Source organism: Pedobacter sp. B4419 (assembly GCF_059693725.1).
Window position 1 is genome coordinate 2,264,090 of record NZ_JCASSL010000002.1, and the last position, 26,986, is coordinate 2,291,075.

22 protein-coding genes are annotated in these 26,986 nt (G+C 42.3%); 10 read left to right on the plus strand and 12 right to left on the minus strand.

Going from position 1 to position 26,986, the window contains the following annotated elements:
• Nucleotides 1-25: 25 nt before the first annotated feature.
• From AC570H_RS21280 to AC570H_RS21295, 4 genes are read right to left on the minus strand one after another with little or no spacing between them, the layout of a single operon-like run.
• Nucleotides 26-889, minus strand: coding sequence for an N-acetylglucosamine kinase (locus AC570H_RS21280; RefSeq protein ID WP_497358726.1), 864 nt, complete (start codon nt 887-889; stop codon nt 26-28).
• A 17-nt stretch (nt 890-906) separates the two neighbouring features.
• A complete protein-coding gene (locus AC570H_RS21285; protein ID WP_497358729.1) occupies nt 907-2,232 on the minus strand; it encodes a TolC family protein in 1,326 nt (441 codons plus the stop codon).
• Nucleotides 2,232-5,345, minus strand: a complete 3,114-nt coding sequence (locus AC570H_RS21290; protein WP_497358731.1) for an efflux RND transporter permease subunit — start codon at nt 5,343-5,345, stop codon at nt 2,232-2,234. The genes AC570H_RS21285 and AC570H_RS21290 overlap by 1 nt, the downstream gene beginning before the upstream one ends.
• Nucleotides 5,342-6,445 (minus strand): efflux RND transporter periplasmic adaptor subunit, encoded by a 1,104-nt coding sequence (locus tag AC570H_RS21295; protein WP_497358733.1) that lies wholly within the window; start codon nt 6,443-6,445, stop codon nt 5,342-5,344. Before AC570H_RS21295 ends, AC570H_RS21290 begins: the two co-directional genes overlap by 4 nt.
• A gap of 208 nt (nt 6,446-6,653) precedes the next feature.
• On the opposite strand from AC570H_RS21295, the gene AC570H_RS21300 reads away from it, so the two are divergent.
• Nucleotides 6,654-8,402, plus strand: coding sequence for a M61 family metallopeptidase (locus AC570H_RS21300; RefSeq protein WP_497358735.1), 1,749 nt, complete (start codon nt 6,654-6,656; stop codon nt 8,400-8,402).
• Between the two features lie 101 nt (nt 8,403-8,503).
• On the opposite strand, the gene AC570H_RS21305 is transcribed toward AC570H_RS21300, so the two are convergent.
• Complete coding sequence (locus tag AC570H_RS21305) at nt 8,504-8,971, minus strand: hypothetical protein (RefSeq protein ID WP_497358737.1); 468 nt, start codon at nt 8,969-8,971, stop codon at nt 8,504-8,506.
• A gap of 342 nt (nt 8,972-9,313) precedes the next feature.
• Here AC570H_RS21305 and AC570H_RS21310 point away from each other — a divergent pair, with 342 nt between their 5' ends.
• Both AC570H_RS21310 and AC570H_RS21315 read left to right on the plus strand, forming a co-directional pair.
• On the plus strand, nt 9,314-9,658 hold the full coding sequence (locus AC570H_RS21310; protein ID WP_497358739.1) for a hypothetical protein: 345 nt from the start codon (nt 9,314-9,316) through the stop codon (nt 9,656-9,658).
• 128 nt (nt 9,659-9,786) lie between these two features.
• Nucleotides 9,787-10,110 carry a hypothetical protein gene (locus tag AC570H_RS21315; RefSeq protein ID WP_497358741.1) on the plus strand — a complete coding sequence of 108 codons (324 nt, stop codon included), beginning with the start codon at nt 9,787-9,789 and terminating at the stop codon, nt 10,108-10,110.
• A 3-nt stretch (nt 10,111-10,113) separates the two neighbouring features.
• Here the strand turns inward: AC570H_RS21315 and AC570H_RS21320 are convergent, their stop codons facing one another.
• On the minus strand, nt 10,114-10,416 hold the full coding sequence (locus tag AC570H_RS21320; protein WP_497358743.1) for a hypothetical protein: 303 nt from the start codon (nt 10,414-10,416) through the stop codon (nt 10,114-10,116).
• Between the two features lie 132 nt (nt 10,417-10,548).
• Nucleotides 10,549-11,265, minus strand: a complete 717-nt coding sequence (locus tag AC570H_RS21325) for a pirin family protein (protein WP_497358745.1) — start codon at nt 11,263-11,265, stop codon at nt 10,549-10,551.
• Between the two features lie 356 nt (nt 11,266-11,621).
• Here AC570H_RS21325 and AC570H_RS21330 point away from each other — a divergent pair, with 356 nt between their 5' ends.
• On the plus strand, nt 11,622-12,761 hold the full coding sequence (locus AC570H_RS21330; protein ID WP_497358747.1) for a putative sensor domain DACNV-containing protein: 1,140 nt from the start codon (nt 11,622-11,624) through the stop codon (nt 12,759-12,761).
• 112 nt (nt 12,762-12,873) lie between these two features.
• Here the strand turns inward: AC570H_RS21330 and AC570H_RS21335 are convergent, their stop codons facing one another.
• Both AC570H_RS21335 and AC570H_RS21340 read right to left on the minus strand, forming a co-directional pair.
• Entirely contained in the window at nt 12,874-13,035 is a 162-nt protein-coding gene (locus AC570H_RS21335; protein ID WP_497358749.1) for a hypothetical protein, read from the minus strand.
• A gap of 147 nt (nt 13,036-13,182) precedes the next feature.
• Nucleotides 13,183-14,628 carry an amino acid permease gene (locus tag AC570H_RS21340; protein ID WP_497358751.1) on the minus strand — a complete coding sequence of 482 codons (1,446 nt, stop codon included), beginning with the start codon at nt 14,626-14,628 and terminating at the stop codon, nt 13,183-13,185.
• Nucleotides 14,629-15,287: 659 nt separating this feature from the next.
• Here AC570H_RS21340 and AC570H_RS21345 point away from each other — a divergent pair.
• The 5 genes from AC570H_RS21345 to AC570H_RS21365 all read left to right on the plus strand — a co-directional run bounded on the left by AC570H_RS21345 (nt 15,288) and on the right by AC570H_RS21365 (nt 21,137).
• Nucleotides 15,288-15,641, plus strand: a complete 354-nt coding sequence (locus tag AC570H_RS21345) for a PadR family transcriptional regulator (RefSeq protein WP_497358753.1) — start codon at nt 15,288-15,290, stop codon at nt 15,639-15,641.
• Between the two features lie 11 nt (nt 15,642-15,652).
• A complete protein-coding gene (locus AC570H_RS21350; RefSeq protein ID WP_497358755.1) occupies nt 15,653-17,260 on the plus strand; it encodes a PspC domain-containing protein in 1,608 nt (535 codons plus the stop codon).
• 437 nt (nt 17,261-17,697) lie between these two features.
• The gene (locus tag AC570H_RS21355) at nt 17,698-20,142 is read left to right on the plus strand and encodes a TonB-dependent receptor domain-containing protein (RefSeq protein WP_497358757.1); all 2,445 of its coding nucleotides are present in this window, start codon (nt 17,698-17,700) and stop codon (nt 20,140-20,142) included.
• 11 nt (nt 20,143-20,153) lie between these two features.
• Nucleotides 20,154-20,759, plus strand: coding sequence for a DUF998 domain-containing protein (locus AC570H_RS21360; protein WP_497358759.1), 606 nt, complete (start codon nt 20,154-20,156; stop codon nt 20,757-20,759).
• A gap of 9 nt (nt 20,760-20,768) precedes the next feature.
• Nucleotides 20,769-21,137 carry a hypothetical protein gene (locus AC570H_RS21365; protein WP_497358761.1) on the plus strand — a complete coding sequence of 123 codons (369 nt, stop codon included), beginning with the start codon at nt 20,769-20,771 and terminating at the stop codon, nt 21,135-21,137.
• A gap of 121 nt (nt 21,138-21,258) precedes the next feature.
• On the opposite strand, the gene AC570H_RS21370 is transcribed toward AC570H_RS21365, so the two are convergent.
• From AC570H_RS21370 to AC570H_RS21380, 3 genes are all read right to left on the minus strand, one after another.
• Nucleotides 21,259-23,982: a carboxypeptidase regulatory-like domain-containing protein gene (locus AC570H_RS21370; protein WP_497358763.1), complete on the minus strand. Its 2,724-nt coding sequence runs from the start codon at nt 23,980-23,982 to the stop codon at nt 21,259-21,261.
• Between the two features lie 563 nt (nt 23,983-24,545).
• On the minus strand, nt 24,546-25,178 hold the full coding sequence (locus AC570H_RS21375) for an NAD(P)H-dependent oxidoreductase (RefSeq protein WP_497358765.1): 633 nt from the start codon (nt 25,176-25,178) through the stop codon (nt 24,546-24,548).
• Nucleotides 25,179-25,205: 27 nt separating this feature from the next.
• Nucleotides 25,206-25,802, minus strand: coding sequence for a TetR/AcrR family transcriptional regulator (locus AC570H_RS21380; protein ID WP_497358767.1), 597 nt, complete (start codon nt 25,800-25,802; stop codon nt 25,206-25,208).
• A 177-nt stretch (nt 25,803-25,979) separates the two neighbouring features.
• Here AC570H_RS21380 and AC570H_RS21385 point away from each other — a divergent pair, with 177 nt between their 5' ends.
• Nucleotides 25,980-26,930 carry an outer membrane beta-barrel protein gene (locus AC570H_RS21385; protein WP_497358769.1) on the plus strand — a complete coding sequence of 317 codons (951 nt, stop codon included), beginning with the start codon at nt 25,980-25,982 and terminating at the stop codon, nt 26,928-26,930.
• Nucleotides 26,931-26,986: the final 56 nt, after the last annotated feature.

Genomic DNA, 26,986 nt, shown 5'->3' on the forward strand with positions numbered 1-26,986 from the left:
AATGAACCAATGGCCAATGACCTAATTAGCTTGTCTGAAGCGTAATCCCCTCTCTTTTCAGGATATATTCGAAGATGCCTTCTATCGGTTTTTGCAATACCTTGCCTACTTTAATGTTGTTCTCCGCAAAAGTAGCCCTTAACTCATCTTGGTAATAAAAAGCAATAGAACCCACAAAATTACATTCCAGGCTCCGATACGATTTGTAGTCTTTTACATTGGTATCGATAAATTCCTGAAAGCCATCATGCAAAATTTGTTGGATAAAAGGATGCGACTGATGTGTTTTCATGAAACGGCTAAAAGTAGCCAAGTATGAATTAGGGAAAGGCTTTTGGTAAATATTCTCGATTATAATGTCTTTGTTGATCTCATAAGCTTTGACAAAGGCTTCGCGCAATTCGGCAGGCATAACGCCATACAAATAGGAAAGCAATACTTTTTTGCCAAAATAAGTACCCGAGCCTTCATCGCCCAGCACATAGCCCAGTCCATGCTTGCCATCATGTACGTTTACGCCATCGTAATACGAAATATTAGAACCCGTGCCTAAAATACAGGTCAAGCCTTTCTTATCGCCACAAGTAGCATAAGCCGAACCGATCAGGTCGTGGTCTACACTAATAAAAGCTTTGGTAAAGAATGCAGACAGTCCATTAGAAATAATCTCATGTTTATCAGGCGATGAACAGCCCGAACCAAAGAAGTAAACCTCTTTAATCGAAGTGGCATAAGCCGAAATATCCTTGTTTTTAGACAGGATTTTTACAACATCATGCGCATTCACAAAATAAGGATTAATGCCTTGCGTACTAAAAGACAAGATCTGATTTGGACTATAAGCCATCCAGTCTGTTTTAGACGAACCACTATCTGCAACTAAAATCATGCACTAAAAATAGCAATTTATTGAATATTTAAGGTGCCGCTGATCTCTTTTAGCGCAATTTCTGCCAGTTTAGCCTGATATTGTACGTCAATGTAGCGACTATTGGCATCTATTGCATTTCTTTGTGCTTCTCTCAGCTCCAATGGTGCAATGCTTCCCAACCTGTATTTTTCAAGCGTGATATCTAGATTCTGATTGGCAATATCTACGTTTCTGCGCTCTAGCTTAACCAATTCTAAAAAGGTACTGTAGTTCTGGTAGGCACTGGTCAATTGCGCCGAAATATCCTGTTTTACTTTATCTAAGGAAAGACTGGCCGAACTGATTTCTACCTTCGCATTGCGTTCGTTTTGACGTTGTAAAAAGCCGTTAAAGATATTCACGCTTGCCGTTAGTCCATAGGTTAGTCCATTGGCCCTAAATTTGGTATTAAAGCCTGTAGGCGTGGTGCTTCGCGAAAACTCGTAGCCACTGTTCAGGCTCACCTGCGGGTAGCGATCGCCTTTTACCTGCTTCAGGTTTAATTCGGCAACTTTTTTGCTCAGCATGGCACTTTGCAAATAAGGGTTAAGTTGCTGCATTTGGCCAGCCAGATCAGTAAAGTTGAGGTTGTTGTCGATGTTGATGTCATCCTCTACCGTAAACTTGGCATCCACCTCTCTGGCCATTAATTGGTTAAGGGTGACCATGAAAGTAGCCAATTGGTTTTTTTGCTGCAGGTAGGTCGAAGTATCGGCATTGTAATCTACCTTGGCAGCAAGCACATCTAATTTAGAGCCACGGCCAATTTCCAATTTGTTGTTGGCAATGGTGAGCCTAAGGTTAGAAATATCAAGTGCGCTATCTGAAGCGACTACCAATTGTTGCTGTTTTACAATGTTGTAATAAGCTGTAATTACGTCTGAAATGGTGGTTAAGATTTGTGCCTTGGCATTTACCTGTCCCTGTTGCTCTAAGGCTTTAAGTCTGTCGTAATTGGCAAACATCTTGAAGCCATCAAAAATGGTCCAATCTAGTCCAACGCCGTAAGACATGTTGGTGCTTTTGGCACCATCGGTTACTCTTTGCGTACCAGTTGATTGGGTTTGGACAGTGTTTTGTCTGCTGCCGCCTGTGCTAAAGGTACCTGATGCGCTAGGCAACATGCCTGCATTGCCTACATTGGCATTGTTCTTGGCAATCACCGCATCATTATTGATCAGTTTAATATCGTAATTGTTTTTTAAGGCCGTGGCAATTGCATCTTGGAGGGTTAATTTCTCCTGTGCAAACGCAAGATTGCTTATGCCTGCCAAACAGCCAACGATAAAAAATATAAAATACTTTAATTTCATCTTTCTCATTATTTTTTGTCCTGCCCTTCGTCGGCCAATGCTGCGTTTAAAGATTCTTTTAATTCTGTGTTTTCTTTGTGCTCTTTAGACCAGTAAGAGTAAATAGCCGGAATAACGAACAAGGTTAGCACCAAAGAGAACAAAGTACCACCAATAATTACGGTACCCATACTCATCCTACTTTTCGCGGCCGCACCTAGAGCCATGGCAATAGGCAAGGCACCAATGGCAATGGCCATACTGGTCATTAAGATTGGCCTCAGCCTCGAAACGGCAGCTTCTCTAATGGCATCATGTACCGATTTGCCTTGCTCTTTCAGCTGGTTGGCAAACTCTACGATCAAAATACCGTTTTTGGTTACCAAACCAATTAACATGATGGTACCGATCTGACTGAAGATGTTCCAGCTTTGGCCACACAGCCATAGTGATAAGAACGCACCGGCTACCGCCATCGGAACGGTAAGGATAATAATGATCGGATCTTTAAAGCTTTCGAACTGTGCAGAAAGGATCAGGTAAACCAATAACAAGGCTAAACCAAAGGCGAAAAGTGTGTTTGAAGAACTTTCTTGAAAATCCCTTGATTCTCCACTCAAATCGGTAGAGAAACTCTCATCCAATACTTTGGCCGCAATCCTGTCCATGGCCGCAATACCATCGCCAATACTTTTGCCTGGCGAAAGACCTGCCGAAACCGTTGCTGCAATAAAACGGTTGTTCCTGTACAATTGTGGTGGGCTGCTTTCTTCCTTAGTGGTGACCAAGTTGTCGAGCTGGATCAATTGACCCTTATCGTTTCGTACATAAACCGAACTCAAATCTAAGGGTTCCTTACGATCGCTCACATCAAACTGGCCAATTACCTGATACTGTTTGCCGTTCATAAAGAAATACGAGAAACGCTGTCCGCTTAAGCCAAGCTGCAAAGCCTGGGCAATATCTACAATGGAAACACCTAGGTTTTTAGCCTTGTCTCTATTGATTGATAGATCAATTTCGGGCTTATTAAATTTAAGGTTGATGTCTGAAGTGGTAAAAGTAGGATCTTTAGAAACTTCGTCCATAAATAGAGGCACTTTCTCGCGTAGCTTTTCAAAATTCTGTGCCTGAATAATATAACTGATCGGCAATCCGCCCCTACGGCCAACCGAAATAGTAGGTTGCTGGGTTACGGTTACTTTGCCTTCGGTATATTTTTTGGTGATTTTGGTCAGCTTGTCTGCAATGTCTTTCTGGGTTCTATCCCTGGTTTCGGGATCGGTTAAGCCCATGCGGAAGAAACCCGAGTTGGTAGCGCCTGCTCCACCAAAGCCAGGAGAAGTAATGGTAATCAACACATTCTTTTCTGGCACCGAGTCGATAATCATCGTACTCAGCTTAGACATAAACTTATCGGTATAGGCAAATGAAGCACCCTCTGGCGTAGTTACGTTCAGGTTAATGGCACTTCTATCATCATAAGGCGCTGTTTCTTTTGGCAACAGTTTCCAGAAAAGGAAAATGAGGCCCATACAAATCAAGATCAGCGGAATAGAAAGCCATCGCTTATTCAAAAATTTGTTGAGGTTATCCTTATAGCTTTCGTTCAATTTAACAAAATAGGGCTCTGTAAAATTGTAGAACCTGGATGGCGTGTGGCCACCTTTTTTCATTAAATAGGCATTCAGCATCGGGGTTAGGGTTAAGGATACGAAGGCCGAAATCAATACGGCTGCGCCAATCACCACCCCGAACTCTCGAAAGAGCCGGCCCACAAATCCCTGCAAGAAAATTACCGGCAAGAATACCGCCGCCAATGTAATGGAGATGGAAATTACCGCAAAGAAAATCTCGTTAGAACCTTTAATCGCCGCTTCAATTGGCGATAAACCTTCCTCCACCTTTTTAAAGATGTTTTCGGTTACCACGATACCATCATCAACCACCAAACCCGTTGCCAGTACAATAGCCAAAAGCGTTAATACGTTAATGGAGAAGCCAAAAATGTACATGATAAAAAAGGTGGCAATCAACGATACCGGAATATCGATCAATGGCCTAAAGGCGATGGCCCAATCCCTAAAAAACAGGTAAATGATCAAGATTACCAAAACCAACGACAGTAAAATGGTTTCGGCCACCTCTGTTACCGAGCGCTTGATAAATAGGGTAGTATCTAGCGCTACTTTAAGCTTGATGTCTTGAGGTACGTCTTGCTCCAATTTGTCAAAACGTTTATAGAATTCTTTACTGATGTCGAGGTAGTTTGCGCCTGGTTGCGGAATAATTCCGATGGCCACCATGGGCTTGCCCGATTCGCGCAAAACGGTTTCCTCGTTTTCAGAACCCAATTCGGCAAAGGCCACATCCTGCAGCTTTACTACGTTGTTGCTGTCGCTAGAAAGGATCAGGTTGTTAAATTCATCGGCTGTAGTGAGTTTGCCCAATGTTTTTACAATCAGTTCGGTAGTGGCACCGGTAAGTTTTCCTGAAGGCAACTCTACGTTTTCACGGTCTAATGCCGTTACGATATCTTGCGAGGTAAGGCCATAAGAAGCCAGTTTGTTCGGATCGATGCGAAGACGCATGGCATATTTACGCTGACCTTGAATTTGCACGCTACTTACGCCTGGTATGGTTTGGATCCGGTCGGCAATTACGTTCTCTGCAAAATCGCTCAGGTCTGTTACGCCACGTTTATCGCTCTGAATGGTCATCGAAATGATCGCATCAGAGTTGGCATCGGCCTTGCTCACGGTTGGCAAACCATCAATGTCTTTAGGCAAACTCCTTGCCGCCTGCGACACCTTGTCGCGCACATCATTCGCGGCTTCGTCTATATTTTTGTCGAGGTTAAACTCAATGGTGATATTACTCGTTCCCTGGTTACTGGATGAAGAAATATTGCGGATCCCGTCGATAGAGTTGATGGATTTTTCTAGGGGCTCGGTAATCTGCGATTCGATAATGTCTGAGTTGGCACCTGGATAAGAGGTACGCACCGAAACAATGGCCGGATCGATAGAAGGATACTCGCGCACACCCAAAAAGTTATAACCGATTACCCCAAATAGGATAATGACCAGGTTCATTACAATGGCAAGAACCGGACGTTTGATACTGGTGGTCGAAATACTCATGGCTTAGCTTTTACCAGTTTAACTTTTACGGGAGATTTAGGTTTAAGTGCCATGGCGCCAGTGGTCAATACGGTATCGCCTACGCTCAGGCCAGAGGTAATCAATACGCTTTCGGCCGTACGGTTGCCGGCTTCAACTTTTACCTGTTGCGCCAGTCCGTTTTTGCTGATGTAAACGGTTTTGCCGTTCAGTACCGGAATAATTGCTTCGCTCGGTATTAAAATGGCATCGTTAATGGTAGACAAAGCCAGTTTTACCTTGGCAAAAGAACCCGGCAACAATTTGCCATCGGCGTTTGGTGCCAAAGCCCTGATCTGCAAAGTGCGGGTTTGTTGGTTAATGCCTGGCTCCAAAGCAAATATTTTAGCTTTAAAAGTCTGGTGCGAGCCATCTATATGGAAATCAATGCTTGCGTTTTGGTTGATTTGGCCAGCATATTTTTCAGGGATCGAGAAAGTGATCTTTACCGGATTGATGCTTACGAGATTGGCAATCGTGGTTGATGGGGTTAAGTATTCGCCCACCGAAATGGAGCGTAAACCGATCTTGCCACTAAATGGTGCCAAAATTGAAGTCTTGGCTAATTGTGCCCTGATCAATTGGGTTTGTGCTTTTAATGATTGCAGATCGGCCAATGAAGTATCGTATTCTTCTTGGCTGATGGCTCCTTTAGCCAATAGCTGCTTGGCCCTGTTCTCGTTGGTAGACGAAAGCTTTTCTTTGGTGAGGGCATCTCTAAGCTGTGCCTGAATATCTCTGTCGTTGATTTTTACCAGAACGGCACCTTTGCTTACGTTGGTACCTTCCTTAAAATAAATGCCGGTTACCAGGCCAGAAACTTCGCTTCGCAATACTACCGACTCGTTAGGGTCTATGCTTCCGGTAATTTCGAGATCGTTGTCGAACTTGGCGGTTTGCACCACAACGCCTTCTACGGCTAATGCTGGGCCACCTTTGCCTCCTTTTGCGCCCTTGCCTCCGCCACCACCGCCTTTGGCGCCGCCATCGGATTCGATTTTCTTGTTTTCAGAAATTCTATAATAAACTAAATAGGCTAAGCCTATAGCCAAGAGTGCGTAAATAATGTACCTAATTTTCATTTGTGTGTTGTGATACTTGAGTTAACGTACAAAAATATTTATTTGTTTTTCTTATCATTTGATGTACTAAGTATGTTACAGCTTATTACATAAATATATATCTTTAAAAACTAAGAAATTTTAAATTTGCCCTTAAAGTTTCAATTCCAACTAATTTAAACCAATGAATAAATCAATTTTCGGATTAGTCATACTCCTATCAATTACTATGGCAGCCAAATCACAAGTAAAAATAAACTTTGAAGTGAGCTTCAAAGAGCCACAGGCACACTATGCAGAAGTAGAAATGAACATGTCGGGCATTGCCGCCAAAAGCTATGTTGACGTGAAAATGCCCGTGTGGACTCCAGGTTCTTATTTGGTGCGTGAATTTGCCAAAAGCGTAGAGAGTTTTGGTGCTACAGCCAATGGAAAAGCCGTTAAAGTAGAAAAAGTAACCAAAAATACCTGGCGAATTTTCAATACCAAGGCTAATGCGGTTAAAATCAATTATAGGGTTTATGCATTCGAAATTTCGGTGCGTACGGCATTTATCGATGCTTCACATGCCTTCCTTTCTTCGGCAAATATTTTTATGTACCCTGCCGGGATGATCAAAACGCCAAGTACGGTTAAGATTGTGCCTTTCGGCAAATGGGACAAGGTAAGCACTGGCTTAGAGCCGGTTGCTGGTCAAAAATTTACCTATACCGCATCTGATTTTGATATTTTATATGATAGCCCGATTGAAGTGGGTAACCAGGATGTATTCGAATTTAATGCCGCTGGTGTAAGACATGAAGTAGCGATGTATGGCGGTGGCAATTACGATAAAGACCGTCTAAAAGTCGATATGGCTAAAATCGTAGAACAGGCTACTGCAGTTTATGGCGAAAACCCTAACAAGCATTATACATTTATCGTACACAACTACGCACAAGGCGGAGGCGGTTTAGAGCATTTGAACTCTACGGTTTTAGGTGCATCGCGCAATGCGTATGGCTCACCAAGAGGCTACAATGGTTTCTTGGGCTTGGTTGCACATGAATACCACCACTTGTGGAACGTAAAGAGATTGCGTCCTATTGCTTTAGGTCCATTCGATTACGACAATGAAAATTATACCACCAATTTATGGGTTGCCGAAGGATTTACTTCTTACTATGAAAATAAATTCATGTTAAGGGCAGGCTTTTCGCAACCTGATGGTTTTGTAACTGGTTTAGCCGGTGCATTGGGTACGGTAATGAATACACCGGGAGCTAAAATTATGTCAGCATCAGCATCGAGCTTTGATGCTTGGATCAATGGTGCCTACCGCCCGAACGAAAACTCTAGAAATACTTTTGTTTCTTATTATAGCAAAGGCGAGGTAGTAGGTCTGCTAATGGATTTGGAAATTGCCAATGCTACAAAAGGCGCGAAAAGCTTGGATGATGTGATGAAAGCCATGTACCTGCAATGCAAAACCCTAAAACGCGGTTATACCGATGCTGAATTCAAGGCGATGGTAGAGAAAATCAGCGGTATGAATTTTACTAATTTCTGGGCCAAATATGTTAATGGTACCGATGAAGTTGAATACGCCAAATACTTCGGTTATGCAGGTATCGACATTGTTAACGAAAATGAAGGCAAAAGCATTCCTTATTTTGGCGCAACCACCAGCAGAGCTACTGGAAAAGTAATTGTAAGCGGCGTAGCCCGTGGTTCTGGTGCATGGAATGGCGGCGTAAACGTAAACGATGAAATTGTTTCGATTGACGATGTTCCAGCAGAAGCCTTGGTAGAGCGAATGACACAGATCTCAAGCAAAAAAGTGGGCGAAACGGTAAAAGTGAGCATTGTAAGAGATGGTTTAAAACAAGACTTAACCGTAACCTTAACTTCGAACGACGCTGTTAGGTTTAAAACTACCTTAAAAGAAGATGCAACGCCTCAACAATTGGCTGTTCGTAAAAAATGGATGGGAATATAGACAGTTTTCCCCCGATCGTCATTTAGCAGACGGTTCAATTGATAAACCATAAAAAAAGCCCCGAGCAATATGTTCGGGGCTTTTTTCTTTAAGTAAGTTTCTTATTTGAAGATGTATTTGATACCTAAGCCAAATCTTGCAGCTTCGAAATCGTTACCGCCATCATAAAATTGTAAAGCTGGTCTCCAATCGAAGTTAAAACCAATCGGTGCGCCAGAAATTCTATAATCCAAACCTACCATCGGACGGATCATGAAAGTAGAACCACCATCATACAAATTGATGCCGGGACCACCACCTAAATACCATTGTAAGCCTGATGCGCCTTTAATAGGAGCATTGTATTGATAAAATGCTTGGATCAAAGTAGAACTTCCACCAAATAAAACATCACCTTCAATTGCACTATTTTGGTTGAAGAAGTGTTTAATCGAAGGACCAACCATTGTAGCGCCATTACCAAAATCGATGCCTAAACCTGCACCGGTTTTATAGGTTTGTGCCTGGGCATTTAAACCCGTTGTTAAAAGTGCTGCGCCTGCAATTAAAGTAAAAAGTAATTTTTTCATAATTCTATATTTAATTTTTTATAAATAGTTTTCATCTACCTAACAAGTTTTGTGCCGATGTGTTTGATTTATGTAAAATATTTGAAAATTGGTGGTTTTTGGGGAAGGTCAATTGGCAGATATTGGAAAATGTAAGAGGGGAAATGGAAGATATTTTGGGGAGCCGGATGAAAAACTGTCAGTGCGAAAAATAGTTTTATCTCGGAAATTAATTCTTCCTTATTTGGGGGGCAGGGGGGAAATTGAACTTTTTCGTTTGTTGATCTCTCCGACAATAAAATATTTTGGAAGGCTGCCTTTTGGTGTTTTGGGAATTAATGGGTTAAACAACTGTATTGCTTCATGAACAAAGCTATCCGAGTAGAATTAGATAAGATTGCCTATTACATATGGGTGTCAATCATCAATATAGTAGGCTTAACCATCATTGGCTTTCTGTTTTTGGCTTTGTGTTTGGGTAATGCAGAAAGCGCCAATCGGATCTCAAGCTTTCCATTTCTCGTTATGCATGGATTACTGGCTACGGTATGGAGTTGTATGTGTGCCGAATTTACTTTTTTAATAAGCATGATTTATGCAACGCCTTTTAAATGGGGCAAATCCACCCCTAACGAAATATTCTGGTACCAGTTAGGCTTCTTTATACTTGCTTACTTAACAGTTCTTTATGGTTTTGTATTTGAATGATTGACCAGAAATTAAAAAACCCGTCGTCATGAATCCGATCCAGCTCACTCTCAGAACAGCTACATTAACCTTGGGCTGCCTTTTGGTGTTTTTGGAATTAAAGGTAATGTAATCCTAAACAGTTTTTGATGATCGCTAAAAAAATAACCTATGGTGTGCTGCTGCTCCTTATCAATGCGATGATGATGGGCATCATTTGTATCCTGTATTTTAGTTTGTTGTTGGGTGGAGGTGCTGCACAGGCACAAAGCCTTTCAAGTGCAATCATCAAACAAGGCGCAGTGATTATCGTTCTGGCGCTGATGTTTGCATGGCTAACTTTTTTAATCAGCCGATTGTTTGCTAAAGCATTTAAATGGGATGCTTCAAACTTGAAACGTATATTTTGGTATCAATTGGGCGTTTTTGGAACAGTGTATTTGCTTAGCCTGATGAAGATCCTTAGTTCATAGTCATCAAGCCTCTAAGCCCTGATAAATCTCTGCAAACAATAAACCGCTCCCGCCACCATAATGCTTCACTATAGGTAATGAAGGCCTTTTCTTGGCAAGTTCTAGCTTCAAACTGTCGGCTTCTTCATCGGCTATGCCGGCGCCAATGAGCACAAGCTTAATGCTTTCTTGCAGACATAGATTTAAAGCTTCTTCCGTAGAATAGGCCAATTTAGCTTGCCATTCTTCCTTTTGGTTAATCAGCCTGGCAATGGTCTGCATAATCGGTTCGTTTGTTCCAATCACTAATATTTCAATGGCTTCCATTTTTCGATTGTTATTGAGTGCTAAATATTAACCCATCCCGCCTTTTGGACATCCCTTCAGGGAGGGGAATGGGAAATCGTTAAAAACAAAAATCGGGAATCTTTTTTAAGACTCCCGATTTTGGATTTCCAATTAGAATTCCATCGGAACTTCCATTAACAAGAATTTAGCTTCTCCAGTAGCTTTTATATTAACTGCTTCGGTATCCCAAACACCGAAACCGTCTCTTGTTTCTAATTTTTGACCTTCCACTTCTAATTCTCCTTCTAGTACGAAAACGTATAATCCGTTTCCTTTTCCATGCATTTCATAGGCCTTGCTGTTTCCGGCTTCAAAAGTTGCGAGGTTAAACCAGGCATTTTGATAAATCCATACACCGGCATCAGCTGCATCTGGCGATAAGATCTGAACAAATTCATTCTTGCCCCCGGTTTGATCCAACACAATCTGGTCATACCTTGGGGTTACATTCCTTTTGTTTGGAAAAAGCCAGATCTGTAAAAATTTGGCAGGATGGCTTGCATCTGGATTGTACTCAGAGTGATAAATTCCGGTTCCCGCACTCATTACCTGGATTTCGCCAGATTTGATGGTGGCCACATTGCCCATGCTATCTTTATGTTGCAGCTCTCCTTCAAGCGGAATAGAAATAATCTCCATGTTGTCGTGCGGATGCTCGCCGAAACCCATGCCTCCGGTTACGATATCATCATTCAATACGCGTAAGGCGCCGAAATTGATTCGTTCAGGGTTATAGTATCCAGCGAAACTGAAACTCTGATAACTTTTTAACCAGCCATGATCTGCCACCCCTCGGGTGTTGGCTTTGTGCAATACTGTTTGTGCCATAATTGTTAAAACTTATTGATACAAAGTTAAGGCAGGCCAAGCTCAAACTTCTTGATGTAGGATAAGAAAGAAATTAAGAATGATTTGCTAGCGGAAAGTTACCTTTTGTAGCCAATGCTTAGTGTTGTTATGTTGTGGGTATTTGAGCAATTAAGCAATTTGGTTATACATTTGGCTATGGACTATCAACTATGGACTATCAATAATCAACCATTTAAAATATATCAGTTAAACAATTAACCATCCAAACTATCAACCATAGACTATCAGCTATTAACCATCAGCTCAAGAGAAATTTACTTTTGCTCAACTTTTATAGGCTAAAAATCCAAAACTAAAACACTTAACTTAGTAGCATGGTAAATAGAGCAACATATCAGGCCGCAAAATTGGTCGCCCCACAAATAGAGGCACATTTCGCTAAGCACTTGGCCGAAGCCAATGCGAAGGGAGAAGTTGATTTGGCGCCACAGCCTCCTGCACGGGTGATCGAAGCCATATTAGATGCGGCTTTTTGGTCGAGCCTGCGCAAGGAGGAGGGACACTCGCCAAAAATTTCTATTGCTTTTTTACCGCCCGAACAAGCTAGCAAGCCCTTGTTGTTTCATCAAAATCTGCCCTTAAATGCGAATATTTTAACCAAAATGGCGCCCGGGGTAGAGCGAAGCGGAATTCACATCGGCGTATGGCACGATGGCTATAGCCTGCATATTTGGGGCACCACGCTTAATATTCCAAACTATTGTTTTGTTGTAGATGTATCGGAGCCTGGATTGTTGGTGATCAAGCACCGTCGGATCTATGGCTTTGGCAAGTACACGAATGTAGCCGTGCTCAAAGGCGATCAAATTAAAGTGGTAGAAGAGAAAAGCGCTACGGTTGCCGATTGTCCGACCATGCTTTTATCGCTGCTCGACTTAACGGCGCATTCTTATTGGAACGATGCCGCCAATATCCTGATCCAGTTGGCCGTTTCCATGCGTGCCCATGCACGAGGTGGAGCCATATTGGTGGTGCCTGCAGGAACAAGTGAGTGGGAGCAATCAGTTATCCATCCCATCGGTTATTCGTTAAAACCTTCGTACAGAGGCTTGGCCGATTTGACCAATAAGGACAGGAATGCCAGCGAAATCTTTTGGCAAAGTGCCTTAAAAAGAGAAATAGACCATTTGGCAGGTTTAACTGCCGTAGATGGTGCAACAATTATAAGTGATGATTACGAATTGTTGGCTTTCGGTGCCAAAACAGGCAGGGCCAATAGCAGTGGCCACATCCAAGAGCTTTCCTATTCAGAGCCTATTGCTGGTGGCGACGCCGTAACCGTTCATCCGGCTAAAATTGGGGGGACAAGACATCTCTCTGCTGCCCAATTTATTTACGATCAACGCAATGCATTGGCTTTGGTAGCGTCACAAGATGGACATTTTACCATTTTCAGCTGGTCGCCAACCTTAAATATGGTACAGGCCCACCGGATTGATACCTTGTTGTTGTAAATAATTAGGATTGAACAAAAAGTTATTGTTCAATTGCTATAGTGTTTGATTCATCGCCATTGCGAAGAACGATTGATGAAGCAATCTTTAAGAAATTGCAAGCCAAAGCTGCTTATGCAAATACGATAGCGCCAATGATGCCCAAAAGATAAATCACCGTAATAAATATACGATCTGCTTTAATCCTATCCTTACGGGTAAGCGTTTGAACAGTTTTTGAACGATGCTGTCTAGTAGCTGTTGCTGAGGTCGGAAGTTGAAGTTTGATGATCATAAGTCAACGGATTAGGGGAACAAATTAAGCCCAACAAAACTTAAGCCACAGCGCTACAGGTTGTTAAAATGTGGATAAGTCTGATTTTGAACCCAAAAATCGCTTTCTTATTTTATAAATCTTGCTTTAAACCCTATTCAGGCTGTACTATTTTTTAAACGATTTCCTTAGCAAGCTGTTCTTTTTTCCATATAGCAGGTAAATCACCATACCGATAGCCAGCCAAACAATTAACCTCAGCCAGGTTTCCCAAGGCATAAAAGCCATCATGGCCAAGCAAACCAAGATGCCCAAAATAGGAACTAAAGGTACCAAAGGCACTTTGAATGGCCTTTCGGCATCAGGATTGGTTTTCCGCAAAATCAAAATACCTGCACATACCATTAAAAAGGCGAGGAGCGTACCGATACTTGTCATTTCGCCCACTACGTTTAAGGGTACAAAAGCAGCAAACAAGGCAATAAAGAGGCACAATAAAATGTTCGACTGGTAAGGCGTTTTAAATTTGGAATGCAATTTGGAAAAGGCTTTTGGCAATAATCCGTCTTTGCTGATGGCGTAGAACATCCTCGATTGTGCCATTAAATCGACCAGAATTACCGAGGTATAGCCGATTAATATCGCTAAAATAATAGCCTGGCTCAACCATGAGTAAGGTGTTTTTTCGATGGCAATGGCAACAGGCGCGCCGCTGTTAGCAAATTCCTTGTAATTGGCCAAGCCAGTCATTACATGTCCGAAAAGCCCAAAAAGAACGGTGCAAGCCAATAAGGAGCCGATAATGCCAATAGGCAAATCGCGTTTGGGATTTTTGGTTTCCTGGGCAGAAGCCGCTACGGCATCAAAACCAATGAATACAAAAAAGACTAAGCCTGCAGCGCGTAAAACACCGCTCCAGCCAAAGTGACCAAATTCGCCTGTGTTTTGCGGAATATAGGGGTGATAGTTGGCAGGATTGATATAATTCCAGCCCAAGGCGATAAAAACCAATACCACGCCTACTTTTAAAAATACGATAATCGCATTCACCACTGCAGAGCCTTTTGCGCCTCTAATCACTACCAGGGTCATTAATATAACCACCAATGCGGCAGGCAGATTAACCCAGCCGTGTACAATGGTACCGTCGCTGAGCTTGGCCGTTTCAAATGGCGATAAGGTAAACTGTGCAGGCAGGTAGATATGATAGGAAGCTAAAAATTTAACCAAATACTGTGACCAGCTGATGGCAACAGTAGCACAGCCAACCGAATATTCGAGCACCAGGTCCCAGCCAATGATCCAGGCAAACCATTCGCCCATGGTAGCGTAGGCATAGGTGTAGGCGCTTCCGGCAACAGGAATCATGGAGGCAAACTCGGCATAGCATAAAGCCGCAAATCCACAACCCAATGCAGCAATTACAAAAGAGAGGGTTACGGCAGGCCCAGCATAATTGGCTGCTGCGAGTCCAGTAATTGAAAATAGGCCTGCACCTAAGGTAAGGCCGATGCCAATCAAAACAAGCTGAAAAGGGCCAAGGCTCCTTTTGAGTGATGCCTCCGAGCTTTCGGCTACTTCTGCCTTGATAGAGGCTATTGATTTTTTGAACATGCTGATTCGGTTTGAGGCTGCAAAGGTATAAAAATAAATACTACTAAAATGGTAGTCTTAAAATAATATTTGGATATGACGCAGAGATATTAAGGTGCGCAGTATTTAATTTTGATCGGCTTTTTGTTAAAGCTTTTCGCTTTACTCAAAATTAGCGCTGTCAATCGGGTTTAGGGAACAGCGTTTTCTGTAACGATGATAATTGCATTAGCCGAAATGAATAGCCGGGATTGGAGCGGCATCCTTTTTTGCCGAGAGGCAAAAAAGATACAGTTGAAAGCCAGACTGGCTTAAAAATGTCTCACTGTCACTGCGCTTCAAAAAACCATCTGATCAAAAAGAAAAATACTTGTTGGTGAAGAACACCAACAAGCGCTTGGTGTCTCACTTTCACTGCGCTCCAAAAGATACCATCTGATCAAAAGGGGAAACAGCTTGTTGGTGAAAAACATCAACAAGAGCCTAGTGATAAGCGTCAAAATTTTAAAGTTTTAACTATCCAATAACCAATAAAATTCTTCTGTTTAATTAAAATTTTGAAATAATCAAAGAAAAACGTAAAAATTAAAAGACTATAAATCAGTTAGTTATGTATTAGTTAAAAATATTTATAGTACTATGTATTGCATAATACTATACAAAGCATATATCTTTGTATTATGATAGCAGAAAATACGCAAACCCAAATGCGAAAAGGCATACTCGAATACTGTGTGCTTTTAATTATATCGAGAGGAGAGATTTATGCCTCCGATATTATCGCCGAACTGAAACAGGCTAAGCTGTTGGTGGTTGAGGGAACATTATATCCCTTGCTTACCCGATTAAAAAATAACGGATTGTTGGGCTACAACTGGGTTGAGTCTACTTCTGGTCCGCCACGCAAGTATTATGTGCTCACCCCAGAAGGTCGCGAAATCTTAAAACAACTCGACAATACCTGGGAAGAACTGGCTTATGCCATTACTACTTCACAAAGTGGTGCCGCCAAATCAACCAACGCTCAAAATTAATTCTTAGAAACATGAAAAAGACAATCATCATAAATATAGGTAACCTCATCATCCACATTGAAGAAGATGCCTACGAAGTGCTCACTGCTTACCTGAATGAAATTAAGCATCATTTTGCCAAAAATGCCGACGATTTCGAAATTGTAACCGACATAGAAAACCGTATTGCCGAAATGCTGACAGAAATTTTGCAGACCGGACAAAAGCAAGTGGTTGAAATGGCCGATGTAGAAAGTGTAATCGCACAGATGGGACGCGTAGAAGATTTCCAGAACGAAGAAGGCGAAGAAGCTCCACAAGCTGGTCCGACCCTAAGTTTCTCTGGCGACAAAAAACTATATCGCGATGCTGACGATGCCGTAATTGCAGGCGTATGTGCAGGCTTGGGCCATTACATGAATATCGAGGCCCGTTGGATCAGGCTGGTTGCCTTCCTGTCTATCTTTATTGGCGGTGCAGGGGTATTGGCCTACCTCATATTGTGGATTGCCATTCCGAGAGCGGTTTCAAGATCGGAAAGAATGGAAATGAAGGGCGAAGCCACCAATTTATATGGCTACAAAAGAAGTTTTGACGAAGAGCTGGCTTCTTTTACGGCAAACATGAAATCGACCAACGAACAGCACATCAAACCAATGATCAAACGTTCTGGCAGTTTCATTAACGAATTTATTGAGGCGCTTCGCCGCTTTTTGAACGGAAGTGCCAAAGCCATCTTCAAACTGATTGCCGGTGCAATGATCATCGCAGGTTTTGGCGCCATGATTGCCTTGGTGATTGGCCTAGCTGTTTTCTTAGGCTTTATGGATAGCAATACTTACGATTATTTTCCTTTCTCGGTGATCAACGAGGAATTTAGAAATCCGGTTTTGCTTGGCTCATTTATTGTTTTGTTTGTGCCAATTTTAGCACTGGTTTTATTTGCGATCAGGGTAGCTTTTAATAAGCAGCCCATTAATAAAGTACTTTCTTTTTCGTTGCTGATTATCTGGCTGGCAGGTGGAGCCGTTACTGGTTATTATATAGCTAAAATCTCTTCCGAGTTTAGGGACCACGCCGAGCTTGCCCAAACTACGGTACTCAAAAGCCAACCGAATTATACGCTTGATATTGACAAAAGCATGTTGTTTAGCAGGGAAGATAGCTTGCAATACCATATCGGCCCTTCCACTTTTCAAGATAGAATGGTATTGGATGATCCAGACGACAACCCTTTCCGCTTGCCGACTTATGTACACATCGATATAGAAAAAAGTGAAAATGGTACAACCAGTGTAGTGCAGAACTATGAATCTCAAGGCAAAACATTTTCGGTTGCCCTGCAAAATGCCCAGAACATTGGTTACAAATTTGTTCAGAATGGCACAACGATCATTTTTAATCCACGTTTTCAGCTTAAAAATCATAGCAAATGGAGAGGACAGCGATTAAGGCTAACGCTAAAAGTGCCGGTAGGAACCATCTTGAATATTAAACAGGATGTTTATCGCTACACCAATTATTATGGTGGCTGTGAACTGGAGCCCAACAACAATTATAGTGTTTGGATCATGACCGATGAAGGATTAAAATGCAAATATGAGGTTGATCATCCTGTAGAAAATAAGGAAGAGAGATAAACACCTTTACAGCTTGATGCTTGTTGCAGAATGAAAGGATAACTTGAAAATACACGAATAAAAATGCCTAGAAACTAAGATTAGAAGGGTTTTATGCAATTTTTTGACAATAAATTTGGAATCGATTATCTGTATTAATAACTTAGTGTATTATTTAACTAATACAGTTGATCAGGAAAAGAGAAACTGTTCATATCATTACTGGGAAAAGGCCTTGGCCAGGTCTTGATCAGGATTGTATTTGCAGCGAACTCTTCTTTAAACTGTAACCCTTATTAACAAAACATGGTCTTATTGTTTCCGGAATAAAAAGACCAGACAATTAATTAAGGCAAGGCTTGGATGATTGACATTTGGATCAGCTAAAGCTTAGCTGATCCAAACAAATAAAACAGGAAATGAAAAAAGCTCTACTGAGCATATAATCCCTAAAAATCATGAAAAAATTAATTGTGCTGATAGCCTGTCTATTGGCGTACGGGACTTCTTTTGCCCAAAAAATAAACAAAATATCGGGAAAGGTAACCGATGAAAAAGCCGAGGCTGTGCCTTATGCCTTGGTCAAGTTGCTCAATTTCGCTGATACGGCCGCCTTAAAATCGGTGCAGACAGATTTTGATGGTAACTTTGCCTTTGATCAGATAAAAGCTGGCGATTACCTCTTGTCGGTTCAAATGGTTGGCTATAAAAATGCCAAAACAGCTAAGTTTACAGTGGCAGAGACCGATGTGAAATTGCCAGCCATTAAAATAGAAGGCTTAACCAAGCAATTGAAAGAGGTGACTGTTGAAGTCAGAAAGCCTTTTGTTGAGCATAAAATTGATAAGACCGTGCTTAACGTAGAAAGCAGCATCGTGGCAACCGGCGGCACGGCACTCGATGTACTGGAAAAGGCGCCTGGGGTAACCATCGATCGCCAGAACGAACAAATCAAGCTCAACAACAAGACTGGGATTACAGTAATGATTGACGGCAAAACGAATGTGCTTTCGGGTGCCGATATCACTACCTTGTTGAGCAACATGAGTAGCGATCAGATTTCTACCATTGAGCTCATCACCAATCCATCTTCTAAATATGATGCGGCCGGCAATGCAGGAATTATTAATATCAAGCTAAAAAGAAACAAATCTTATGGTACCAACGGAACCCTTTCGTTAAATGGCGGCCAAGCCATGATGCCCGATTCCCCAAGTGATTTGTACCGAGCAGGTATCTTTTTGAACCTGAATCACCGCGTTAACAAGTGGAACATATTTGGCAATGGAGGTTTTATGCGCAAGGCGAACTTTAACAACATCAGGGTTAACCGCAGTACGCTTAACAATGGTTTGGCCAGTGCTTTCGACCAAAATTTTGATCGCAATAACCGAGGGGTGGGCTATACAGGTAAACTGGGTGCCGATTATTATGTGTCAGAAAAAACGGTAATCGGAGTAATGGTCGATGCGAATACCGTAACCACCAACTTAGGTAATTTGAGCAGAACCTACATTAACGAGGTTCAAGGTGGTGCGGCAAGTTCGAATTCGGTAAACCAGCAGGCGAATTCAAAATCGCCGGCAAGTAACTTAACAGCCAATTTTAACATCAAGCACGATTTCGGTAAAGAATCGAGTATCACTTTTGATGCCGATTATGCGGGTTTTAGCAACAAAAAGAACGAGCTGTTTGATGCCACCTACCTGAACAATGCAGGCCAGGTTAGCAATACCACGGCTTTGAGAAACGGCACCGATGCCAATATTGATGTGTATGCCGTAAAATCTGACCTGACTTTGCCAATTTCTAAAACCATGAAGTTTGAGGCCGGTTTAAAAAGCAGCCATGTAACTACACATAATGCTTTGCTGGCCGAAGAATTTGTAAATGGTGCCTGGAAAAACAGTGTTGGCCGTTCAAACGATTTTATCTATAAAGAAAATATCAATGCAGCCTATACCAATTTCTCAAAAGAATGGAAGGTATTTCAGGTTCAAGTAGGCTTAAGAGCCGAGCATACCCATTCTAACGGTAACTCAATAACTGATAATAAAGTGGTCGATCGAAACTACCTTTCGCTGTTTCCAACATTTTTTGTAAACCAGAAAATCAACAAGGACAATAACATCAGGTATTCATACAGCCGTAGGGTAGACCGTCCCAATTACCAGCAACTGAATCCATTTGTATTTTATATGGATCCTTTTGCGCTAGATCAAGGCAATCCGTATTTAAAGCCACAGTTTACCGATAATTTTGAACTGGGTTATAGCTATAAGAATTTTTCATTGTCTTTCAACTACGCTGATACCCGCGATATGATTACGCAAATCAGTCAGCAGGATGAAGTTACCCGTATCGTAAATGTAATCAGGATGAACTTGGGCAGGGCGCAAAACTATTCGGCCAATTTGTACCTGCCATTTCAGGTAGCCAAATTCTGGAACATGCAGAACAACTTTAGCGTATTCTATAATAAATTTAGCGACAACGATTTAGAAGGCGCCCAATACAGCGCAAGCAAAGTAGCCTATAATTTCAATACTTCGCAATCGTTTATGTTGCCTAAAAACTTCACCATAGAACTTAACTTCTGGCTCAATTCGCCACGCATATCTGGGGTAGAACGCACTACCGTTTATCAGTATGCCTTAAATGCCGGTGTGCAAAAAATGCTGATGAACAAGAAAATGAAGCTGAGGCTAAGCGTGGATGATATCTTTTTAACCAACCATTGGGAAGGTAAACTGCAATACCAAAATGTAAACCTGCAAGTGGTTAACCGTTACACCAGCAGAAGGGCGGCGTTAAGCTTGAGCTATAATTTCGGAAACCAAAACGTGAAATCGGCCCGTAACCGCAACACGGCAACAGACGACCTGAAAAACAGGGCCAATTAAATCTTAAAATCATGAAAACCAAAAAACTGCTCTACTTTGGTCTGATTATGCCCTTTGTGTTTTGGGTAAGCATGGCCATTGCCGGCGAGTTGCATGGCAATTACAATCCTTTTGTACATACCGTAAGCGAGCTTGGCGCCATCGGCACAAATTCTGAAGATTTTACGGCCGTAGCCATGCTCTGTTGTGCAACCATGGCGATGTTTTATGTGGTTGGCCTTTGGCGGGTTTGTGCAGAGATGAATTTAAGTATGGTGCCTGTTTTGGCAACGCCTGTAGCTGCAATTATGTTTGCATGGACGGCCATTTTCCACCAGGGGAATCCCTTGCATAGCGTTATAGGTTTTGTGCCCTTGCTGCTTTTTGCAGGAGCGTTGCTAAGTATATTTTTGTGGAAGGGCCAGCAGTTGCAGACTCTTAGAAAGCTGTCGTTGATTAGTCTTTTGACCATGGCATTGATCTTTTTACGATTTATCCCGGCTTTTCAGCAACAATTTCCAGGTCTTATCCAGCGATTTTTTCACTTAGGCTGGTCAATGTGGTTTGTAGCCATGAGCTTTAGTTTCATCAAGCTGTTAAATATCAAGTACAATTATGTTCCTTCTATTAACGATTAAAAAATAAGCATGATGAAAAGAATATACTTAATAATGGCCCTGGTTATCGTATTGGCATCGGGTTGCGGATTGGGAGATAACGCCAACCAATCAATTGCGGTGAAAAGTACAGACGATGCCTATAATTTCAGGGCTACCTATCCGGAAAGAAAAAACAGTAGCGTAATCAACTACATCGAAAGTGCTTTGAAAAACGATCGCATTTTCGATAAAGGCTATGAAAAAAATGAAGAAATCGTATTGGGCGACGGAAGCAGGTTTTACCTCAAGGCTTATCCCGGCTTTGTTGAAATAGACTTTAAAAAGAACAAAAATTCATTTGGCAACTACCTCAAATTAAAAGAGTTGTGTGCAGGGGTTAAGGACGTGTTGAAATAAGGTAGAAGGGCGGCTATCAAAGATGATGATCGTCATTGCGAGGAACGAAGTGACAAAGCAATCTATCTCGAGATAAGATTGCTTCGCCGATTGAAATCGGGCTCGCAATGACGGCTATTTTTTACTTCACGCTATAATGGTAAACCGCTCTTCCTAAATTGCCGCTTTTATCCAATCCCTCTACTACGACGCGGTAATTTCCTCTGCCATCGGCATTAAAGAATTCAAAATTGAACTGTCCCTTGTCATCGGTAATTACTTTAGGGTTCCAATAAATGGTAGTCCTTAAATCGTTGCTTGTAATGGCTGCTCCAGGCAAATATTTAGGCGAATAGAATTCTCTTTCTTTGGCATAGCCCGGAGGAGTGTAGGTGATGATATTGCTCTTCGGGATCATGTCCATGAGCTCTTGTTTGCTAATTTTCTTGCCAACAGGCGCTTTTTTGGTGTTGATAACCAATACGCCTTTGGTTCCGTACAAACGGTCGACCGTACCCAAATCATCTCTCAAGAAGATTTCGATCGATTCTACATCTGTTGCATTTACGCTATTGATATCTCTGGTGTCTACCGGATTGCCATTAATGAAAACCTGAACAGGGGTTCTAGAACCCGAATTGAAATCCCTAGACACATAGAAGTTCTCGTTGTCGAAGGTTAGGCCAGTTGCCATTGTTTTAAGGCACTGCAACAAAAACGAGCAGCCCCCTACAAAACGATCGCCGGTTAACAAATGATCTGGTGTAGCATTAAGTCCAGAAAGTGTGGCATGGTCGCTGTGGCTCGGCTTTTTAACTGGTGCCCCTTTAATTTCAACGGTTTTTAGGGTGCGGAGGTACCTGTATTGTTTTTGGCTGTTGCTTAAATAAGAAGATAAAACGGTGTCGATATTGGCTACTTCATCCGCTATGTTTGGATTTCTTGAAGCTGCAGGCGACGGCGTTCCATCAAGCATAATGGTCATATTGGCCGAATTTGCATTGTACTTGGCGCTAATAGTTACTTGTGACGAATCAGGGAAGTTCAAGTTCTGAAAATTAAAAACCCCCATATTCGAGGTCACCGTTTCTGCCGAAATGGGTTTCCCGGTTACGATTAAACGCATGGCACCTTTTCTTATCGGCATGCCCGTACGATCTCTCAGCGTTCCGGTAATGTTCATGCCTTGCTCTGGCAGAAAGTTAACAATTGGGTATTCTCCAGCCAAAATCGCTTTGTAAGAAAACCTGCGGTAGCCTTGGGTCAGCATCAGCTTGTCTAAATCGGCCAGTTTTTTCTCGTCGGTTTTGGTAAAGTAGTAGTTGGGTTTTTCGATGTAGCCCTTTAAATCAGAGCTTAACAATAGCGAACTCAATATCGTGGTTTCGCTGTTCTCATCTACTGGCACTTTCTGCTCGTCGGTTACCGATACCGAAAAATCGCCAACAGTGGGCAGGTTTGCGCTCTTGGCATCAATGCTTATTTTTACTTTTTGGCGTGGCTTGTATTGTGGCAAATCGCTTTTTACGGTAAGATTAATGGCATTTGGATGCATAATGAAAACCAGGCGCTCGCTCAAAGGTTGGCTGTTGGTATCAAACAAAGTGAGTTGTACCACTCCCGATGGGAAATTGGTTTTTAGGATTTTGGTAATAATCACCTGGTTTTTAAGCGCTGCTTTTGCCGCATAATACACCACGTTGGAGTTTTGGGCAACCACGATAAAGGTTTTGTCTTTGTTGGCCTCAAAATAAGGAGTATTGGCCAAAATCTTTAGGTTAATGAACTCTGTATTTGAATTGATTACCTGTAAGCTGATGCCGCTGCTGGCTGCTTTAGGCAAGTCGAAGGTTTTGCTCGAGCCATCTTTAAACGTGGCCTTGGCTCGATAGGTTTTGCCTTCTTCGGGCGTAATGAAGAATGAACCCATGCCTGCAAAGGAAGACGTAAAAGTGGTCAATTCGTTGTTCTGGTCGTCAATGATGCTGCCTTTGGCATCAACACCTAGGCCCGAAGCCTTTAGCGCCTTAAAAGCAACCTGGTTGGGAATGCCGCTAATGAGCTCGCCGCCTTCTGGAAAAAACTGAAAATCGACGGTATTGCCGGTTTGCTTCAAATCAAAACTGGCATTGGCCACTTCCTTATCTGCAATGTTAATTGCCGTTAAAATGCTTCCCTTGGTGATCATTTCGCCATTCTTGCTGGTTACGCTAATGGTGAGTATCCCGTTCTGATCGGTAGTGCCCTTTCCCTTTGCAAACACGTCGTAATTAGAAAATACCTGCCAGTTCACCACCTTATTGGCATAGGCCTTCTTGCTCATGTCGCGAAACTGGATTTTCGCATTGGTCTTGATGTTTTTATCGGCCTGCTCGTTGGTGAGCGTAATATTGGTAATCAGTTGCTTGTCAATGGCCTCGCCAATCGGTATGGTTTTGGTAAAAAAGTAGCCGCTGTCAAAGTTGGCCATCCACAAAGTATAAGCCCTCACATAATAATTGCCCTGTTTATAGGTATTCATGTTCAAGGGAATATTGCCATAGGCTACACTGTTTTTTACAGGCAGCTTTACGGTTTGAACCAGCGAATCTTTGGCCGTCCACAACTCAACATAAACAATTTTGCTCAAGGGCGAAGGTACGTTCTGCTCGGTAGTTACATAAGCCTTAAACCAAACAGTATCCGCTACCGCATAATAAGGCTTGTCGAAGTGGACATATACCCTTTCTATGGGCTGTTCGTCCGAAAGTCTTTTGGTTTTGGTAATTATGTTGTTCAAGGCCACGCTGTCTTGCTGGGCACTTGCCGCTAAATTAAATAAGAAGATAGAAATCAGGAGCGTGAAAAGGATCTTGGTCAGTTTCATCAATGTTTATGCTTGTTGAATGTTTGCTAATATATTGATAATTGGCGGATGGGAACACATTGTAACTCATCTTTAACATATTTTTACAATAGGGCGGGGCGTTAAACACATGGACTTATGCGTTTTGGGGGCTAAATTTTCTGTTCTTGTTGATGCAGTGCGTTTAGTTCACTGCAAGCCGAGAATTGAAAACCGTTTACAGTTAAGAGCGCAGTCTCGCTACATCGGTTAACGTTGGTCCGGCTTTCCGCTGTATCTTTTTTGCTTTTGCAGCAAAAAAGGATGCCGCTTCAATCGCGGGCTATTGCGTTGGACCAGTGCAATGGAACAGCGGAGCAGTATCCCTGCATCTTAAACCTGATAGAACGAAAAGCCCCGAGCCGAGGTACGAGGCGAGGACTTGTAGGAATAGCAGGGCAGGATTTGCATAAGCGCACTAGGCTTTGCTTTTCCATATCCAGAATCCTTTGCGGTTAGGAGTAAAAAAAACGGATGATCGAAAATCAATCACCCGCTTTTTTCATTGCCAATGGGATAAGCAATTTCTTTAGGGAAAACCCTTGTTATTTAAACTCGATTACGAAATCTGAAAGCGGTTGACGTACTTTTTTCAAGCCTGCCAACCAATCTCCAGCCTCATCGCGATAGCCTAAAGGCAATAACGATACGCTGCGTAGGTTTTTAGCGCCAAGATTTAAAATTTCATCAACCTTTGCATTGTCAAAACCCTCCATTGGAGTAGCATCAACTTGCAGCAAGGCGGCTTGTGCTATAGCCATGCCAAAGCCGATATAAGCTTGGCGTGCAGCGTGCTGGAAATTTATTTCTGCTTCTCTATCAACCAACATGCCTTTTAAGCGGGCAACATATTCTGCAGTAGCTTCTGCAGGCACGCCACGCTCCTGGTTGGTTCTGTTAAATACTTCGTCAATATTTTCGTGGGTGTAATTGTCCCAGGCGGCAAAAATAAGGAGGTGCGACGAATCAACAATTTGTGATTGGCTATAGGCGTGGGGCAAAAGTTCTTGTTTAAGTTCTGGATTGGTCACCACAATGATTTTGAACGGCTGCAAACCTGAAGAGGTTGGGGCCAAACGTGCGGCTTCTAAAATTAGGTCAACTTTCTCTTGTGGTACGGCTTGACCATTCATTTTTTTGGTGGCGTAGCGCCAGTTCAATGCTTCTATTAATTCCATTGTATTATTCTAAATTTTATATGTTTTCTAATTGTTAATATTCATGATAAATCCCTGTATGGCATCTTGCAGTACCTGTTGCTGCAGGGCATTGGGGGTGGCTGCAAGGTTGATCATGTTGATGGAGCTGAGCCCATGCACAATCGACCAAAAAGTGTGGAACTTCAAAATGGTCTGCGAGTTGCATTCGCCGCCCTGCAGCTGCTGAATGGTTGCAATAATAATATCGCCAAAACGGCCAATTTCCGCTGTTTCTTTGGCACGATCGCAATTGGGCACGCCCAAGCCAAACATAATCTGATAGTACTCGCGGTGCGAAAGTGCAAATTCAAAGTAGGCGTTGGCAATCAGCTTTAATTGTTGCGCCGGCTCTGTTGCTTGTGCCTTGGCTTTTAATGCTACATCACCCAAAAGGAAAAAGCCATGCCTGATGAAATCCTCCATAATGGCATCCTTGCTTTCGAAGTGGTTGTACACAACAGGTAAGCTATAGCCAATTACATCGGCAATCTTACGGATGGAAACAGCCGGCCAGCCCTCTTTGAGCATGATGGTACGGGCAGCTTCCAAGATGGATTCTTTTTGTTGCTCGCGCTGTTTTAACCTGCGTTCTGTAACGGCCATATTTAAAAAGTTAACACTGTTAGCAAAAGTAAAACGCTTTTGGCAATATTGCCCAATAAAAAAAGTTTATGACCAAAAAATGATAGGAGAATACATTTCTTAAAAACATTTGCCAAGCAAAGACGTTAAATATCTTATGCAAGCATAATGAATATGCCTGTTTTTAATACTCACGTCATGAAAAAGCTTTTATTGATTGCTACATTATTAGCAGGAGCGTCTCTCACTACTTTTGCACAAGAGGGCAGAGGATTTTACCTCAAACCGACTGGAAGTTATTTTTTAAAAGTTACCCCGGTAGAATTTCCGAATGTGGGGTCTTTGCAACCTCGGGATTATGTGTTTTCGATCAACCCATCAACAGGTGCGCAAACACGGATTTCGGAAAGTACCATTACAGGTTCTTTTGGCCAAGGCTGGCGGGCCGGTTTAACAGGGGGCTTCAGGTTTAATAATGTGGTGGCAGTAGAGTTGGGCGTAAACTATTTTAGAAGCGAAGAAAACACGATGGCCAAACAAACCGGTTATATTGGAAATAACCGCGTATTGGCTTTAGAAGCAGTTGGACAGGTTTCGGCAGTGGATTTAACACCAAGCCTGGTTTTTCACCTGCCAACCCAAATGAAATTTAGGCCTTACCTAAAAGTGGGTGCCGTGGTGCCGGTGTATGGTTATTTAGATATCAATACTACGGCTAGCGACCAAACCGGAACCATTGCCAGAACCGTAAACCCTAATTTTGTAGCCATCGAGCTTACCCGTTCTGAAAGGGTGAAACCTAAACCAACCATTGGTTTTATCGGCGCAGCGGGATTTAATTATCCAATTGGCAAAAACATCAGTTTCTTTAGTGAGGTGGAGTACAGAAATGTATCTGTAAATAGCGATAGCAAGGAAGTAAAAAGCTTTACTGCCGTTGGAACATTGGCCAATGGAGCCAAGGTAAACGTAGGATTAAACGATTTGCCAACCGCAGTTAGGGAAACCAATTACCACAAAACTTTAACCCCAAGCTCTAATGTGGCTGGTACGGCCAATTACAATCCGAACCAGGCAAGCGACGATTTAAAATCATACATCAACATTGGTGGACTGGGCTTAAACGTAGGCTTGAAGATCGGAATATAAAACTGCCAGATAGCAGATTAAAAAGACAATAAAAATAATAGCCACAGCTTAACACA